We start from the raw sequence: 16,769 nt of genomic DNA, 5'->3' as shown, positions 1-16,769 counted from the left end.
ATCGCTTTGGATTGGCTTTGGGCAGATTGTGGAGGAATGGATTTACTTAATCAATTATTGTAAACTGAACTTACACAATTATTTAAATGACTTATTAACCATTATGATTAAGGGGGAAACTAACATGAGTAATAAACGGGAGTTGTCACTAGAACAACGTGAAGAATTACTCCAAGCATTGAAAGCACGTTTTGAGAAAAACATGCACCGCCATGAAGACCTAGAATGGGCTGATGTCCAAGCAAAGCTGGATACTAATCCTGAAAAACTGTGGTCGCTCAATGAAATGGAAAAAACTGCCGGTGAACCGGATGTTGTTGGTCATGATAAAAAGAAGGACGAGTACATTTTCTATGATTGTTCAACGGAAAGTCCTAAAGGTCGCAGAAGCATTTGTTACGACCGTGAAGCGCTGGAGTCGAGGAAAAAACATAAACCAGAAAATAACGCTATGGATATGGCAGCCGATATGGGCATTGAACTTTTAACAGAAGAAGAATATCGGGCTTTGCAGGAGCTTGAAAATTTCGATAAGAAAACGTCGAGTTGGGTACAAACACCCTCTGATATCAGAAAACTCGGCGGTGCCCTTTTTTGCGATTATCGCTTCGGGCACGTTTTCACGTATCACAATGGAGCAGAGTCCTACTATGGTGCCAGGGGGTTTCGTGGCATGCTAAGGATCTAAATTTTGCACAGACAGCTACTTTGAATTTGATAACTATCGAGAGCACAAAAACTGAGACAAAAAGCACGTTAACCCAAATGGAATTAACGTGCTTTTCTTAAAGCTCAATTAACCCTACACATTTTAATACATACAGTTTAGATGTGCAGCTATAAATGCAGGCAGCCCTATTTAATTAATAACTGAGATAATCCCCAAACTCATATAATTCCGGAATTGTTACCGGTAATTTCCCTTCTGGATTAACCTCACCACTTAGCACTCGGGCTAGTGCTTCGATAGATACGTCACGGTTACCGTACGTAGCTAAGTAGCCATCAACCTCTGGAAACGCCATTATGTCATATGGATTACGAACCGCAGTTACGATGACTGGCTTACCTGTTTCCATCAGGGATTCTACTAAACGCTGTTGGGCATTGTTCGTGTTTGCAGTATATGTTGTCACAATGATTTTATCAGCATCCGCTGCTCTGGATGTTGCCTCAGCGATTTGGTTAGGACTTGGACTTGTGTTTGTTGCGTAATCACTAGAATCGTACCCTTTTTCCCTAAGCAGATCAGAGAGGTAATCAGGATCTCCTGCAGATGGGCCTGTTATAAATAAACTGCTGTCATCCTGCAAAGGCAGTAAATTGTTTTCATTTTTAACAAGTGTAATACTTTTGTTTGCAATTTCGGTTGCTTTTGCCAAATTTTCTTCTGTACCAATGTTTTCAATTTCACTTGGATCCGTATACGTATCTCCGAATAGCCCCTTCTCCATTTTGGCTTTCAGTATTCGGTACACAGATTCATTTACACGATCCTCACTAATCTCTCCACTTTGAACTGCTTCTAACACTGAATTATAAGCCACTTCTACGTTAGGTGGGTTTAGTAAAATATCATTTCCAGCCTTAAATGCTTCTACAGCAACACGGTCTGGTTCAACGACATTGGCACCTGACATGCCTAGGCTGTCGGTAACAATCAATCCCTCAAAGCCCATTTCCTCACGTAAAAGTCCTTGTAAAATTGGCTCAGATAGCGTTGCTGGCAGACCTGAATCATCAAGTGCCGGAACAACGATATGGGCAGTCATAATTGCATCTATACCATTGTCTATTGCTGCTTGAAATGGCTTTAAGTCAACATTATGCAGCGTCTCTAAGTCATGGTTGATAATCGGCAATCCGTAATGAGAATCAACATTGGTATCTCCATGACCAGGGAAATGCTTAGCTGTTGGAATGACACTTTGATCTTCATATGCCTGCACCTGGGCAACAGTTAAATCTGAAACGAGATCGGGATCTTCACTGAATGAGCGAACACCGATAACCGGGTTCTCCGGGTTAACGTTCACATCTGCTACTGGGGCAAAGTTCATGTTAATACCAAGACTGCTTAATTCCTCGCCCATAATAGCTGCAGATTGTGCTGCATATTCGGTAGACCTCGTGGCTCCAAGTGCCATATTTCCAGGAAACACTGTACCAGGACTTGTAATCCGCTGTACAATTCCACCCTCCTGGTCCGTCGAAACAAATAATGGAATTGGCATACGCTGATCCATCGCTATATCTTGTAGACCATTTGATAGAGCATTAACCTGTGTTGTATCAATCGGTGTTCCAATATTACCTGTCCAATTGAAATAGATTACACCACCAATATGATATTTTTCGATGGCTTCTTTAAAATTCTTGGCTCCTCGGTTCATCCGTAAGTTTGTGTCTTCATAATTAGGATCTGTCGGGGTTTTACCATACATATGAATGACGAATAACTGGCCAATTTTCTCTTCCAAGGTCATATGGTTTATTTTGTTAACAATCCAACCATGCTTCACTTTTTCACCATCACCCCAGCCAGGGTGGGTCGGATCGTCCCAGCCATTTGCAAAACTTGTCATTGGAAAACTCATAAAAATTAGCATAAAACTGGTAAGGATCGCAAACAATCGTTTCTTCATTAAAATTTCACTCCTTTTAATCTAGTTATCTCGTGTTAAGAGTACCTCTGTCATTACCGGTAAGTGATCAGATGCTTCTGTGTCTATCACTTGGGTGTTTGTCGGGCTTAGATCTTGGGATGTGAAAATATAATCAATACGTTTTTCTGGTGAAGTCTCTGGGTAGGTATAGCCATCTCCACTTCCTGCTTCGGTCCATGCATCATTGAACCTATTGAAAAGCGGCTGCAGCTCAGGAGCATCAGGTGTTGAGTTCATATCACCGACTAGAAAGGTGTTTTTTTGTTCGGAAATAATACTGAGCATATCGTCTACTTGCATTTCTCGAATATACGGGTCTCCTCGATAATCCAGGTGTGTTACATAAAAGGAAACGTTGACACCCTTCACATTTAGCTTAACGCCAGGAAATCCAGGAGCAGGACTTGGTTCAGGCACAGCATCTTGTGTCGAGAGCCTTGTTATTTCGTGATTTTCAGAATTGATAATAGGGTATTTACTTAAAACAGCTAGTCCATATTTTCTTCTTGGGTCTTCTTCATTTAGTGGATCTTGATTATAAATTGGGGCAAAGAAGGCATGCATATCTAACTTTTCAGCAAGGTATTCAACCTGATCCTGAAAGTTGCTGCGATACCCCCAATTGACATCCACTTCCTGCAATCCAATTACATCTGCTCCAGAACTTCGAATTGTTTCGGCAGTATGATCGATATCGTACAATCCGTCACTTCCAATTCCTGCATGAATGTTAAAGGTCATTACGTTCAGTGTTATGTCTTGGTGTTTGTCGGGGTCATTCTCAGAAGCTGCTGTGGCCATCGGTGAAATTAGAATCATTAGAAGAGCAATGAAAATTACGATAGCCTTGTTCTTCATTATCTAACCTCCTTATAGTGCGTGTTCAAAAAGGAGGATGAAAATGACCGAGTCGGCTAAGTTCGCAACGTCCTGTTGCAACGCCGACACTAGCACGTCCTGTGCGTCGAAAGTTCGAGGCAGCGTAGCTTTGAGTAGCGGAATGTATGCTTTTAATACATGAGCAACGGAAAAGCAAGCTAACGACGAAATTCGATGTGTCATTTTTACCGGACTTTTTGAACAACCTCTTATATAATTCTATTAATTTAGTTCTCCTCCTTCCCAAACTATTAACTCTATCAAGTTAATAGTAGCTTCTAGACGATAGCCTGTATATAGTACGATAGAATTATTATTTAATAATTCAGAATAAACAGAGTAGATATTACCTATTTACCCCACGTAACTTTTGGCTCATGTGTTTTTTGCATACAAGAATTTATAATTGAAGTAAACAACAGTAAACACCCTACTCAGCCTTTTAAATCACAATTATTTCGTTTATGAAATGTGATTTATATTGCAAAAAAGGAACCGAGAAGACGTACCCAATAATACATACGTTCTCGATTCAATTATGATAATACTTAATGTTATTTGTTCTTCAATTTTCTTTTGCAAATTCTGATTCATTAATATACCTGTCAACGTTTTTCAAATCCACTTTACCATCTATTATATTCTTAGCACTAATCATTAGATAACCTTCCTTAGACTTGCTTTTGTTAGGAGGGTTATGAGAATTTTAGGCTAATATCACTAATCTCACCTATTCCCATCCCTCTGGCAATTCTTCATTTGTAATTTCAGACAACTTCGTAGGCTTTTTTAATTTCTTTTCCTTAACCATTATTCTTTCTGTTCTTCTATTTTTTTAATCGATACCGAAGCAGGTTCATCTTTAGGATCTTGCTTCGCTATATTCCCTTGTACAGCAAGACTTAATAGACTTTGCCTCAGTAATTTTACATCTTCCTTTGTATATATTGCAAATGCAAAGTCTTCACGTTGATTTGGATTAGAAACATCTTGAATTCTATTAAATACAGTCGCATTAAGTTTTGACGATGAAATATCTTTTGAACGTATTTGATCAAACAACCAGTCACAGATTCCAATCAATTCATTGATTTTATCTAAAATTCCATTTTATTCAATTAATGGTCGTAAAGGAAAAGGTTGTTGTGCCAATTTAGTTCCTGAAATCTCCTTAAATGTAGTGCCAGTGGCTTTAAATCCATTTTTCGGATTCCCGCAGTCACGAAACCTCTCAACGTTTCAAAGTGTTTTTCTCCATATATTAAAGATACCACAGTGAAAAACACTGTGGCAGAGCACAAAATTTATACTTTCTTATCTTTATATCCTTCAAAAATACCCGCTTTTGCGGGTTTCTTTTAATACATAAATGTCATTTTTACTTTACTTAATTTTTTTCACAGGTTGCTAATATGGATTTAGCATAAGAGTAGGCTAAACTCTTTACCATTTTTTCATTTATAATCAAAATCCATGAAAATGTAATCAGTAATGAAAACATAAATGATAACCAAATTTCTAGAGGTATTAAAGTTATTTTCATTTCATACCTTAGATAAACTCCTAATAAATTGAGTAATAAAGATATTAAACTTATTATTATACCTATTGGTTTTAAGCCAAGTAAATTCCTTCCAAATCCAAAACTTGCGTTATTTGTTTGAACAATCGCAAATTTAGATTTATCTCTTCTGTGCTCTCTTAGCCAATTAACAGCTGATTCATATTGCTGGTCATAAAAAGTTGAATGTTCAACTTCTTCTTCTTCTGAATCAGGAATAACAATACCCTTCACATTTTCAGTTAAATAACTACGATACCTTTGCTTAGTTGTATCATCCAAAGCCTTATCTCGTAACCTTAACATAATAGTTGTAGGGAATCCCCCCCATTTAAGAAGCAAGATTCCTTGTTTTTTATAGCCTAGCTCCCTACTTAATTTTGATAAGAAGTATAGGATGCATATGATTACAATCATATTTACTCCTATGAACTCTAAGGAAATTAGATTCGGGTACCAAATATATGCTGTTATTATAAAAGGCAGTAATGTAAAAATTGCAGGGAACAAACGTGCTTTTACATCATATGGATCGAAAAGTTCTAATAGTCTTTCCATAAAATCACTCCTCTACCTTATCATAAAATGGTAAAGGTTCTATCGGTGACCAACCATCTCTGTCTGACATATCATTGTAATACCAAATTGTCTTACCTTTAGTACTAAATACTTTTGCTCCTCTTCTTCTAAAGGCGTTTGCAACGGATCTTCTTGGGTAATCTTCTGCACCTTTTGATACGGAAGCATAAGCACGCTTTGTGGCCTCTGTATCAGCACTTATTTTTTCACCTAAAATTCTATCTAATGCTGAAGGAGAGACATTATGCCTAGAGCCATGGTGTGGAACTTGTATAAACTTACAGTCTAATAAATTAATTCCGCTGTTTTCCGCAAAATCACTGACTCTATCCAGTGCTTGAATACCTGCATCACCCGTTAATAGTATTCCATTTCCATCTAAATTGCTAAACAAAACAACACTACTTTCATTTCTAGCAGAAGTTTTTACACCTTCTTTTAATGTCTCAATTTCCCAAGTTTCATCAATATACTCAGCTACTTTTCTCATTGTAGTTTGAACCATCTCTTGAAAAGATTTAAAAATAGATGCATATTCAGCTTCTTTCTTCTCAGGCATTCCTTCGAAATTAGGTAATAACTCATTAATATACCAATCCTTATTAGGAGACATCACTGTAAAATTTCCAATCATATCCCCCTCAAAAGGCTCATAAATATTAATGCCTTTCTCTTCTGCAATTTCATAAACGTTATATGCAGCGTTCAATGAATTTTTAATTCTTTCACTTAAACTATTGTCAGTTATTCTCCCATCTTTAAACATTTCACGAATAGTTTGCGAATGTAACCAAGGTAGATGCATCCATAGTTCACCTACCTCTAATTCTTCAAGAACAACACTTAATCCCGAAGCGTGGTCAGCATCCGGGTGAGTATTAACCACAAAATCAACATAATTAGTATTATAGTAATCTTGAATATGCGAAACTAATTTTTCACCGGATTGCTTAGTTCCTCCATCAACTATCATTACCTTATAATTACCGGGATGACCATATCTAACCGCTATAGCATCACCATTTTTACTATTTTCCCCTACAGGTAAAAAATCTACTTCAAACCCCATTGTTTTCCCCCTTTTTATTGATAAGCTTAATTACTGGAACATACTCTCTACTTGAGGATACCACTTTCAAATATATTCATCCACAATTATCCAATTATATAAATTCATATTTAAAATTTGAAACCAGTAAACATTTAAGTCTTCATTTACTCTAAATCCTCAACTTCACAAAATATCTTATCTGTTAAGGTTGTTGGTTTGAAAAACATCAATGAAAATTTCATTTAAAAAAATTAAAGACCACCCAAAATTAAGGACGGCCTTTAACAGATTTAACTTGATTATATGTATTTAAAGATCTAAGTACCTAATCATGCTATTCACTTCTATTAGATTTACATTGGGTACTATTAACAATGATACTGATTTTTATGTACTTAATTCAAAATATCATTTTCAATTTATGTCAAATTAAATTAAAAATATTAATAAATTATTTTTCCTCTAAAATTGATTTTCCTTTTTTAATCAATAATAATCAATAATATAGGTATTTCGGTTAAAATAGAATAATATTATAAAAATCCCCGCTGTGGCAACAATAATTACCACAGCGGTCTGAAAAAGGTTGTAACATTTTAAGTTAAGATCATTTTAATCTAAAAACTGTGACAAAACATCATCCAATACACATGTACGTTTCCCGGTTCCCTCTATTCAACCGTAACACTTTTCGCTAGATTCCTAGGTTTATCGACATCGCAGTCACGATGCAGTGCCGCATAGTATGCTAGAAGCTGCAATGGTACGACGCTTACTAGTGGCGTTAAAAGCTCATGCACGTGTGGTACAACAAATGCATCGGTATCTTGCTCTAAGCCTTTCATGCTCATGATCATTGCATTTGCGCCACGTGCTTACACTTCATTGCTGCGGATTCCGTAACTAACTTCTGATTGTGATGCTAAAGCAATTACAGGAGTTCAATCTTCAATGAGCGCAATTGTACCATGCTTCAATTCTCCACCGGCAAAACCTTCTGCTTCTTTTAACTTTAGTGCACCCTCTATTCATACATAATAGTCAGTGCTGCGTCCGATAAAGAATGCATTACGTGATGTTGCTAGATAGTTCTTTGCTAAGTCTTCAATAGCTTCTTTTTGTTCTGTTAGTACCTCCATCGCATTTGCAACAATGGCTAGCTCCTGCATTGGGTCAAAGTCTAACTGCAGTTCTTTTGCCTGTGCTGTATCTACTGCCAATATAGCTAATACTGCCATTTGTGCTGTGTAGGCTTTGGTTGATGCGACTGCAATTTCCGGTCCTGCATAAAGATTTAATGTGTAATTCGCTTCATGAGAAAGGGTGGATCCTGGCACGTTGGTAATCGTTAGTGCTGGATGTCCCAATTCCTTTATTTTTACTGTAACTCCCACATTTTTAAAAAGTATCGATACTGTTTAATAAACACTCAAAGAATACACTACCAATAATGGATATATATCATATTCAAGGATAAGGGGGAATCACCAAGCTCAATTAGCCTCTTCCGCTTACAATACAGTTAATAATTACTCACTAAGTGTTATTCCACTTTTTATCCTGATGGGTATGCTAATCTCCAATACTGGTTTAGGAAAAGATTTATTTGTTGCTGTAGATAAATGGATTGGCCATTTTAGAGGAGGACTTGCTCATGCCACAATAGGAGCATCCTCTATTTTTGCAGCTATTTCAGGGTCAGCCAATGCTTCAACTGCGACATTAACAAAAATTTGTATTCCGGAAATGAATAAATACAACTACAAAACAACATTCTCAACATCCGCAGTAGCAGCTGGCGGTACATTGGGGGCATTAATCCCTCCTAGTGTTTTGTTAATTTTGTACGGTGTATTGACAAGAGAACCAATAGTAACATTACTTATTGCGGGGATTATACCCGGTATTCTGATGGCGATTCTTTTTATGGTGTTAATCAACATCCAAGTACGACTTAATCCTTCTATCGCCCCAACCAGAAAGGGAAGTGCTCCATGGAAAGAAAAGTTTATATCACTATAAAGTGTTTGGCCATTTATGTTAATGTTCATTCTTAGTATTGGTGGTATATACCTTGGTATTTTCACTCCATCAGAAGCTGGCGGAGTTGGAGCAACAGGTGCATTTTTGATAACACTATTTATGAAACGCTTATCCTTTAAAAAATTGATTACTTCATTACAGGAAACAATTAATATTACCGTAATGATTTTTCTAATTTTGATTGGTGCTTCACTGTTCAGTAGATTTTTGGCCTTAAGTAAAATTCCGGTAAATTTATCCAATATTGTTGGAGACCTAGATGTCTCACCGATTATTATCATGCTAATTATATTACTAATCTACTTTATTTTAGGTATGTTTTTAGAAGCCATTGCTATAATGGTACTTACATTACCTATCATTTATCCACTGATTACACAACTGGGATTTGACGGGATATGGTTTGGTGTCATCATGGTACTTATTATCAATGTTGGGGTACTGACGCCACCACTTGGTCTGAGTGTTTACATCATAAGCGGGATTGTCAAAGATATACCAATCGAAAAAATATTTAAGGGCGTCATCCCAACCATTATAGTAATGATTGTATTCATAATTATTTTAATCCTCATTCCAGAAATCGTTACATTCCTTCCAAGTTTAACCGGATAAAACACAGGCTATGCTACTCCTGATAAAAGACTTCAGTATATTATCTGAAGTCTTTTTATTTTAATGGACATAGTTTTTAGAAAATACTTTTGAAGTTACCCCCCTGTCCACAGGTAAATATTACCTATTTACCCCACGTAACTTTTGGCTCATGTTTTTATAGCCTTAGTTGCACTTACACAGTAGAAATGTTTTATATACTGCTAAAAAAAGCCGGGGTAAGAACTCCGACTTTGCAAATAACTATTTGAACATGGAAAGGTCAACTGATTCAGCCATTTTCTTATAACCTAAATCATTAGGGTGCAAGTGGTCCCCAGCGTCATATTTGGGAAGAAAACGTTCAGGTTCTTCTGGATCTCTTAGCGCTTTGTCAAAATCAATTACTCCATCAAACTCGCCACTTGTCCTAATCCAGTCATTTACCTCCTGACGCGTTTTCTCTTTTTTTGAAGTATACATTCCCGAACCTTTAAAAGGCGTTAACGTACCACCATAAATTTTTAGTCCTTGTCCATGGACAGAATTGATAACTTGCCTCATTCGTTCAATAATTTTATCCGCATCATATTCCGCATAATGTCGAATATCATTTAAACCTTGATTTAGGATTACTGCCTTAACACCTGTTTGGCTATAAACATCTCGTTCAAGCCTCGCCAATGCATTCTCTCCTTTATCAGAATGACTGTTTATTAATTGATTGGCAGAGATTCCTGCATTCAATACAGACATTTTGACTTCAGAAGTACTAAATCGTTTCGCTAAATAATCAGGCCATCGGTGATTGGCATTTACTGTCGAGTGATTTCCATTCGCAATAGAACTTCCCACTACAACGAGGCCACCTTTTACAGATGGATCAGCTACAACATCCACCCCATCTAACCAAAACCAAGCTTCTTCTTTTGTTTTAAATGCTGAAGTATCATCTGAAACATGATTCCCATTTGAAATATACGTCGTTTGCATGGAACGCGGGTGCCATGTAGCTGGCCCAGTTTTATCCTTAACATAGACACTTACAGCCAAATTTTTATCACTATTTACTTTAAGGGGAATGGGATCACTAAATTCTTTCTCCCAAGAGGGAATGGTTACTTTTTCATCGCCCCCAAATGTAACCTTTTGGTCTGTACCAGGAATAATCTCAGATCCATTTTTGGTAATCGCTACATGTACCTCGTCGATAGATAGCGGGTCCAAACCAAATGTATTAGATAAGCGAATGCGCATCTTTTCACCGTCTATATGAGGTCGGAGAATTAATCGTATGGTTTGATTTTCAAATCCTTTATGAGAAACTCCATCTTCTCCAGGTGATTGCATACTTGCAGTCCAGGCACCTATCCACTCACCTTTACCTGAGTTTTTTTCGTTTGAAGATCCCCATCCCTTTAAGCTGTAGATACTGAAAAATATTATAATGGTAATGAAAATAACATATAATAGACGCCTCATGATTTTCTCGCCCTTCATGTTGATGTCGATAGGTTGCTGCACCTTATAATATTTTATTCGAAAAGTGGGGTCCTTTTATTAACGTTAAATGATCTTTTTCCCAATTTTAACATTACCAGCTTTTTTTACTAATAATGATTAGTTAGTTCTTTGTGCTACCTTATCATTGCTTTCTCTACGTAAAACCATCAAAACAACAGGAACAAGAATTAACGATAGAACACCACTGCCAAGTGATAATGCAGTAAAGCTGGAGTTAACTACAACAATACCTGATAAAGCTCCACCTGCAGCCCCTGAAAGGGCAATTAAAACATCTGCTTTTCCTTGTATCTTGGCACGATTTGTTGGTGTTGTTGCATCTACGATAAGTGCAGTTCCGCTGATCAAGCCAAAATTCCATCCTAATCCCAATAAAGCTAATGCAATCGTGAGCATGACTAAAGAATCAGTTGGCGCATAAGCAGCTATTATACCAGCTAATAATAACGTAAATCCTGACGCTCCCGCCATCACTTTACGTCCAACCTTATCAACAAGTATTCCTGTTACAAGTGAGGGAAGATACATTGCACCTATATGAATCCCAATTATTAGTCCAACTTCTCTTAATCCATGCCCATGGTCCCCCATATGCACAGGGGTCATCGTCATAACCGCAACCATGACTATTTGGGTTAAAACCATTACGGTAGCGCCTACAATAATAACTTGCTGATCTATTTTAGGTGTTTCGACTTTATTTTCAGTAATTTTACTTTCATTCTGCTGATCTTTTAGCGCAAGTGCTTCAGCAACTTTAAGTGGATCTGGATGAAGTGAAATTAATAGCACTAAACCAGCTAAAATAAAAGCAGCAGCAGCCAAAATAAATGGTCCAGCTAATGCAGGTATACCCAATAACATGGCGAATTTTCCCATTACATCTACTAAGTTTGGCCCTGCAACAGCACCAAAGGTTGTTGCTACCAATGCCACACTTACTGCAGTTGCTCGTTGTTTTGCATTTGCTAAATCTGTTCCTGCATAACGAGCTTGTAGGTTTGTTGCTGTACCTGCACCATAAACGAGTAAAGAGACAAATAAAAGAATAACACTGCTCGTTACAGATGAGATAACAACCCCAACCGCACCAATACCACCGGCTATGAATCCTGCTGCAAGCCCTGTACGACGACCATGGCGTTGAGAAAGGTTTCCAACAATTAGTGCAGCACCTGCTGATCCTAATGTAAATAATGCGATTGGAATACCCGCAAGGCTATCTGTACCTAACATGTCCTCTGCAAGTAGTGCACCTACAGTTATACCAGCTGCAAGACCCGCCCCGCCAAGAATTTGTGCAATTACAATGATAATTAATGTGCGTTTGTATAATTGTCTCTGTTTTTCCGGATTATCAACATAGTCCTGTATCAATTCCTTGTTGTTCTTATCCGTGCTTTTCTGTCTAGTCATGTATCTACATCCTATCTAAACTATTATAAGTTCTGGCATACCCCTAAGCTTCTTACGTCTTTGTTTATTTTAGATTGAAACATATCTTATCAACATCCACAAATACATATGGGGGTATTTTATATTATAAATTTGAATTATAAACTTTGCAAGGTAGCAGAGCTTAAACATTTAACGAAAGCAGCTTAAGAGATTCATATTAAATTTGTTCGTTATCGTCGAAGTATCATTGAAGAGCGTACAATCTATTGTTCTGCATTCACTACGAAGACTAGAAAGTGTGGGTTATACTGTTTCAATTGTAGAACAAGAAGCTTCTTGATATGATCCAGTCAACTTCAATATACCTTGGAATTTGGAACATCAACAACCACCCTTTAAGAACTTTACTTTCTTATTCCACTAAATGCTTCATTAATTTAATTACATTTGTTCACATATTTAATTTAACATAAAATTCCAATATTTCTTCAGACAAAAATAGGATCGCCATATTCGACGATCCCTTGTTAAACTCTTGCATATAGAATAAGCATTATTTCGTTTTGACAGGATACTCTATTATTTCTACTGTCTTTGTAACAGTATCTAATATGCGGGTGCGTGTGTCATCCCTAGAAAGTAATATGGCTTCTCCGTTTTCATCAAAGCAATAGGCAATAGGAATTGAAAAACCACAATTTCTATAAGAACCGTCTGCGTGGCTTGCTCCTAATACCAATGATTTATGTTGAACAGCGATTTTTTTTGCTTCACCAGACCAATCTGAATATTGCTCTTCACTAAACATTCCGACTCCAATGGGGTTGAAAATTATATCTAATGAGATTTCATTTTTAAGACCTTCTAATCCCTGAAACACTTCCCTGCAAAGCAGGTATCCATATGTAATTCCATTATATTCAGTTATTGAAGGGGTGTACAATTCCCCTTCTTCGGGTGTTTTTGCTCTCTCTAAAATAACCTCGCCCTCATTATTGATAATAAGAACCCTGTCTAAATCTTGTTTATCCTTATAACCCGTAACAATTACTGTATTATACGTTTTAGCTAATTGACTTACTTTTTCTAAGTAACTTTCTTGAAAGTAGCTTTCTGGATAAAGAATTAAGTCTACTGATGAATTATTTTCAATTTCAGTTTCTAGTTGTCTCAAATCTTTTTCACGTTTAGGTTGACCAATAAGTATTTTCACTTTAAATGCACACCTTTTTATAATAATTTCTTTAACTTAAACAATCACCACCCGTTAGAGTAAATAATCAAGATGGTTGGTTTTCAGTTTCTCTATGTTTTTTATTATCTCCCAATGAAAGTAATAAAATAGATACTACCAAGAGGATGGCTCCAATAATATTAAGGACAGTTAATTCAATAGGGAAAAACGGGAATGAAATTACTGCAAGCAGAACAGGGCTAAACGCCCTAGTAACGTTGGCAATAGAAAAGCGCAAATATTTAAGTGCCTCATACAATAAAATTGTTCCAATAAATCCAGTTATAACTGAGGATAAAATAATAAATGCTATACCCTTATACGAATAATTACCATCAAATAAATCACCAACTAATACTGCGTAAATCAAGACAAAAATTAGCGTGATAGAATTGTTTGTAAATAATATAGAGTTTGAGTTTTTATCTTTAGAAAGAGTTTTCTTAATAAAAATGTTAGTCAATGCAAAAAAGAAGGTGTATAAAAGAGCAAATAGACTTCCTAATATTGTCGAGTTACCTACCCCACCTTTATTAACAAACATAAAAGTACCTAGAATTGCCAGAATGATAAATGCAATTTCACTTTTTGACATTCTCTCACCTAATATTATAACGGATAAAATCACAGCAAATACAGTATAAAATCTACCAAGAAACCCCACCTGAACTGGTGATAGCAAATCCATACTGATAAACAAAAAAATTACGCCCATGGAATTAAATACAGCCAACAAGATAATTTCTTTTTCAAAGTGAAATGAAACAGTTTTTTTCGTCGCTATCCCCCACAAATAACTGGCAAAAATAATTGCAATTGTATTAATAATTGCAGCCTTGGATGGTGAGATATGCAAAAGCCCAAACTTTGATAATAACGGACCAACTGCCATCATTAATACTGATAATAAATTAAATGTATATCCTTTTTTTAAATTGGTCATCTTTCCACCCTCAAATCTTCACTTCTAAACAAAAAAACATTAAATAAATTCCCTTTTCAACATTGCAACCACAATGGGTTGCAGAAGGCGAAATTCCTTTTAAAAGATTAGCACCCCTTTAGTGGAAGAGTCATTTCTCTGAATACTCGATTTGAGTTAATGTCATAGGATTATCCCCTTCTTTTCCATATGTTGAAAAATACTCTTTATCTTCTACAATTAGGTTCCACGTCATTTTGCATTTATTCATAACCCCTTTCCTTTTAATAATGTTCTTTTCAACAATACTGCCTCACTATTTTAAGAACATAATATTCTAAATATTTTGTTCTTATTTTAACATAAATTTACCATTTGCCTTCGTGAAAACAATAAAAACAGGCATGCGAAATCCTATGCGATTTGCATCCCTAAATGGTCTGTTATTTTTGGTTTTCTACCCCGTAACTGAACCCGTTATATTGTTATATAGAATGCTCCTCGAAGAAATCAATTCCTTCATCTTTGTCCAGCATCAGATACCGTTGAAGTGTTTTCTTCGGCAGGCTGAATACGTTCATTCGACATTAAAAGGATGGAGAATACTCCTAAAACCGCTGGAACAAGCGTAGCAATGAACGTAAATGCAATCGAAGATGACAGGGCGTCGACCGCCTCATCCAAGACCTCTTCCGACATCTGGTTACGGACTTTCGGTGACAATAAACTTCTTGTGTTTGGCAATTTACTAACGTTAGCAAACTGGGACGCCAGTATTGTTGTAAAAATGTTTCTCTGCACTATTCCGAAAACTGTGATCCCGATGGTCATGCCAAGTGTTATTGAAAATCGGTTAGTCGAGGAAGCCGAGCCTCGCTGCTGAAAATCAAAATTGTGCATGGCTGCCATACTCAATACAGAAAACGAAAATCCGGCGCCGAATCCGATAATAGCCATGTAAAGCGTTACTATTAAACGAGCTGTTGCGGAGTCCAGTGTACCTAATAAAAAGATTCCCGGAACAAAAAAAACACTAGCAATGATCATAATATTCCTATAGCTTGTCTTCGACGTTAAAAACCCGCCTGCCTGACTTCCGATAACGGAACTGAGCATCATAGGCATTAAAATCAGACCCGCATTCGTTGCCCGGCCACCAAATACACCCTGCACAAAAATCGGAATGTACGTAATGGCTGTAATATAAGCTGCACCGATAAACAATGCTGCAACACAGCTCGTCGTAAACAATCGATCCTTAAACATGCTGAACGAAATGATTGGATCTGCTGCTCTTGTTTCGATATATAGAAACACGACAAGCAAGGCAACAAACACCGTAAACAGCCCAATGATGAAGGGGGAACCCCAGTCATATTCCATTCCACCTAGTTGAAGCGCAAGCATCAAAGCAATAACCGCCAGCGCAAGCGTGATAGCGCCCCACCAATCGATTTTCTCCTGCGATAGTTCAAACGATTCATGGTAAAAAAAGACGATAATAAGAAGTGACAGCATTCCAATCGGCAAATTGACAAAAAATACCCAGTGCCAGCTGACATATTCGGTAATGAAGGCACCAAGGAGCGATCCAAAAATACTTGAAATTCCGAAGACCGCTCCAACTAGCCCCATCATTTTCCCTCTTTTTTCAGGAGGAAAGATGTCTACAACGATTGTAAAAGCGATCGGCATAAGAGCCCCGCCCCCAATACCTTGAACGGCACGGTAAATAATGAGTTGAAGCATGCTTCCGGCTGTACCACAAAGCATGGAACCGAATAAAAATGACAACAAACCAAAGATGAAGTATCGTTTACGGCCATACATGTCAGACAACTTTCCAAAAATCGGTGTACTGGCCATCATCATAACCAGGTAAGCAGACGTTACCCAAATAAATTTATCAAAACCGCCAAGATCACCAACAATGCTGGGAAGTGCCGTAGCGACTACCGTGCTGTCCATCCCTGCCATAAGCAACCCAGCCAGTAATCCTGTAAGAACAAACACGCTCTTGTTCCTTTTTTCATTCACGAGTATCCATCTCCTTTTGGCTCTTTGTTCTGCAAGAGAGGCACTCACCACAACTAGGGGGTTATACCAAATCTGTGTCCCCATTCTTGTGCCAGCTGTAGCGCTGACAGGCCCGAACAGCAACTTCACTGCTGTCGTTCCCACCTTCATTGCGGTCAAAAATTCGTACACCTTACCTCTTCGGATCATTAAAATTTAATTTATCTATAGCGACGACGACTTCCGTACGTTTTTTAAGATTCGTTTTTTCTACGATAGTTAATTCATTGAATTATAACCTC

Annotated in this window: 11 protein-coding genes and 2 pseudogenes; 2 read left to right on the top strand and 11 right to left on the bottom strand. The window is 37.2% G+C overall.

What is annotated here, in order from left to right:
* The first annotated feature begins 124 nt into the window (after positions 1-124).
* A complete protein-coding gene (locus BMY13_RS14155; protein ID WP_092505665.1) occupies positions 125-688 on the top strand; it encodes a DUF4256 domain-containing protein in 564 nt (187 codons plus the stop codon).
* A gap of 175 nt (positions 689-863) precedes the next feature.
* On the opposite strand, the gene BMY13_RS14150 is transcribed toward BMY13_RS14155, so the two are convergent.
* From BMY13_RS14150 to BMY13_RS14125, 6 genes and pseudogenes are all read right to left on the bottom strand, one after another.
* Positions 864-2,645, bottom strand: coding sequence for a glycoside hydrolase family 3 protein (locus BMY13_RS14150; protein ID WP_092505341.1), 1,782 nt, complete (start codon positions 2,643-2,645; stop codon positions 864-866).
* 21 nt (positions 2,646-2,666) lie between these two features.
* The gene (locus BMY13_RS14145) at positions 2,667-3,524 is read right to left on the bottom strand and encodes an endonuclease/exonuclease/phosphatase family protein (RefSeq protein WP_175476818.1); all 858 of its coding nucleotides are present in this window, start codon (positions 3,522-3,524) and stop codon (positions 2,667-2,669) included.
* A gap of 831 nt (positions 3,525-4,355) precedes the next feature.
* Positions 4,356-4,607: a hypothetical protein gene (locus BMY13_RS14140; protein WP_092505339.1), complete on the bottom strand. Its 252-nt coding sequence runs from the start codon at positions 4,605-4,607 to the stop codon at positions 4,356-4,358.
* Positions 4,608-4,932: 325 nt separating this feature from the next.
* Positions 4,933-5,664, bottom strand: a complete 732-nt coding sequence (locus BMY13_RS14135; RefSeq protein ID WP_092505337.1) for a hypothetical protein — start codon at positions 5,662-5,664, stop codon at positions 4,933-4,935.
* A 4-nt stretch (positions 5,665-5,668) separates the two neighbouring features.
* Positions 5,669-6,754, bottom strand: coding sequence for a ComEC/Rec2 family competence protein (locus BMY13_RS14130; protein ID WP_092505335.1), 1,086 nt, complete (start codon positions 6,752-6,754; stop codon positions 5,669-5,671).
* A gap of 653 nt (positions 6,755-7,407) precedes the next feature.
* Positions 7,408-8,124, bottom strand: a pseudogene (locus tag BMY13_RS14125) (SIS domain-containing protein); the annotation flags it as partial.
* Between the two features lie 103 nt (positions 8,125-8,227).
* On the opposite strand from BMY13_RS14125, the pseudogene BMY13_RS14120 reads away from it, so the two are divergent.
* Positions 8,228-9,394: pseudogene (locus BMY13_RS14120) on the top strand (TRAP transporter large permease); the annotation flags it as partial.
* 243 nt (positions 9,395-9,637) lie between these two features.
* Here BMY13_RS14120 and BMY13_RS14115 read toward each other — a convergent pair.
* The 5 genes from BMY13_RS14115 to BMY13_RS14095 all read right to left on the bottom strand — a co-directional run bounded on the left by BMY13_RS14115 (position 9,638) and on the right by BMY13_RS14095 (position 16,647).
* Positions 9,638-10,855, bottom strand: a complete 1,218-nt coding sequence (locus BMY13_RS14115) for an SGNH/GDSL hydrolase family protein (protein WP_092505333.1) — start codon at positions 10,853-10,855, stop codon at positions 9,638-9,640.
* 138 nt (positions 10,856-10,993) lie between these two features.
* Positions 10,994-12,313, bottom strand: coding sequence for an MFS transporter (locus tag BMY13_RS14110; RefSeq protein ID WP_092505331.1), 1,320 nt, complete (start codon positions 12,311-12,313; stop codon positions 10,994-10,996).
* A 535-nt stretch (positions 12,314-12,848) separates the two neighbouring features.
* Positions 12,849-13,508 (bottom strand): hypothetical protein, encoded by a 660-nt coding sequence (locus BMY13_RS14105; RefSeq protein WP_092505329.1) that lies wholly within the window; start codon positions 13,506-13,508, stop codon positions 12,849-12,851.
* A 67-nt stretch (positions 13,509-13,575) separates the two neighbouring features.
* Positions 13,576-14,472: a DMT family transporter gene (locus tag BMY13_RS14100; protein ID WP_092505327.1), complete on the bottom strand. Its 897-nt coding sequence runs from the start codon at positions 14,470-14,472 to the stop codon at positions 13,576-13,578.
* Between the two features lie 498 nt (positions 14,473-14,970).
* The gene (locus tag BMY13_RS14095; protein WP_342729168.1) at positions 14,971-16,647 is read right to left on the bottom strand and encodes an MDR family MFS transporter; all 1,677 of its coding nucleotides are present in this window, start codon (positions 16,645-16,647) and stop codon (positions 14,971-14,973) included.
* Positions 16,648-16,769: the final 122 nt, after the last annotated feature.

This window comes from Virgibacillus subterraneus, from assembly GCF_900110695.1.
Lineage (GTDB): Bacteria > Bacillota > Bacilli > Bacillales > Amphibacillaceae > Lentibacillus > Lentibacillus subterraneus.
The sequence above is the reverse complement of the archived record's forward strand: the minus strand, read 5'-3'. Positions and strand labels throughout refer to the sequence as shown.

What these genes read in the sequence shown, in the direction of transcription:
- BMY13_RS14155 (WP_092505665.1), top strand. Translation starts at nt 125, where the DNA reads ATGAGTAATAAACGGGAGTTGTCACTAGAACAACGTGAAGAATTACTC.
- BMY13_RS14150 (WP_092505341.1), bottom strand. Translation starts at nt 2,645, where the DNA reads ATGAAGAAACGATTGTTTGCGATCCTTACCAGTTTTATGCTAATTTTT.
- BMY13_RS14145 (WP_175476818.1), bottom strand. Translation starts at nt 3,524, where the DNA reads ATGAAGAACAAGGCTATCGTAATTTTCATTGCTCTTCTAATGATTCTA.
- BMY13_RS14135 (WP_092505337.1), bottom strand. Translation starts at nt 5,664, where the DNA reads ATGGAAAGACTATTAGAACTTTTCGATCCATATGATGTAAAAGCACGT.
- BMY13_RS14130 (WP_092505335.1), bottom strand. Translation starts at nt 6,754, where the DNA reads ATGGGGTTTGAAGTAGATTTTTTACCTGTAGGGGAAAATAGTAAAAAT.
- BMY13_RS14115 (WP_092505333.1), bottom strand. Translation starts at nt 10,855, where the DNA reads ATGAGGCGTCTATTATATGTTATTTTCATTACCATTATAATATTTTTC.
- BMY13_RS14110 (WP_092505331.1), bottom strand. Translation starts at nt 12,313, where the DNA reads ATGACTAGACAGAAAAGCACGGATAAGAACAACAAGGAATTGATACAG.
- BMY13_RS14100 (WP_092505327.1), bottom strand. Translation starts at nt 14,472, where the DNA reads ATGACCAATTTAAAAAAAGGATATACATTTAATTTATTATCAGTATTA.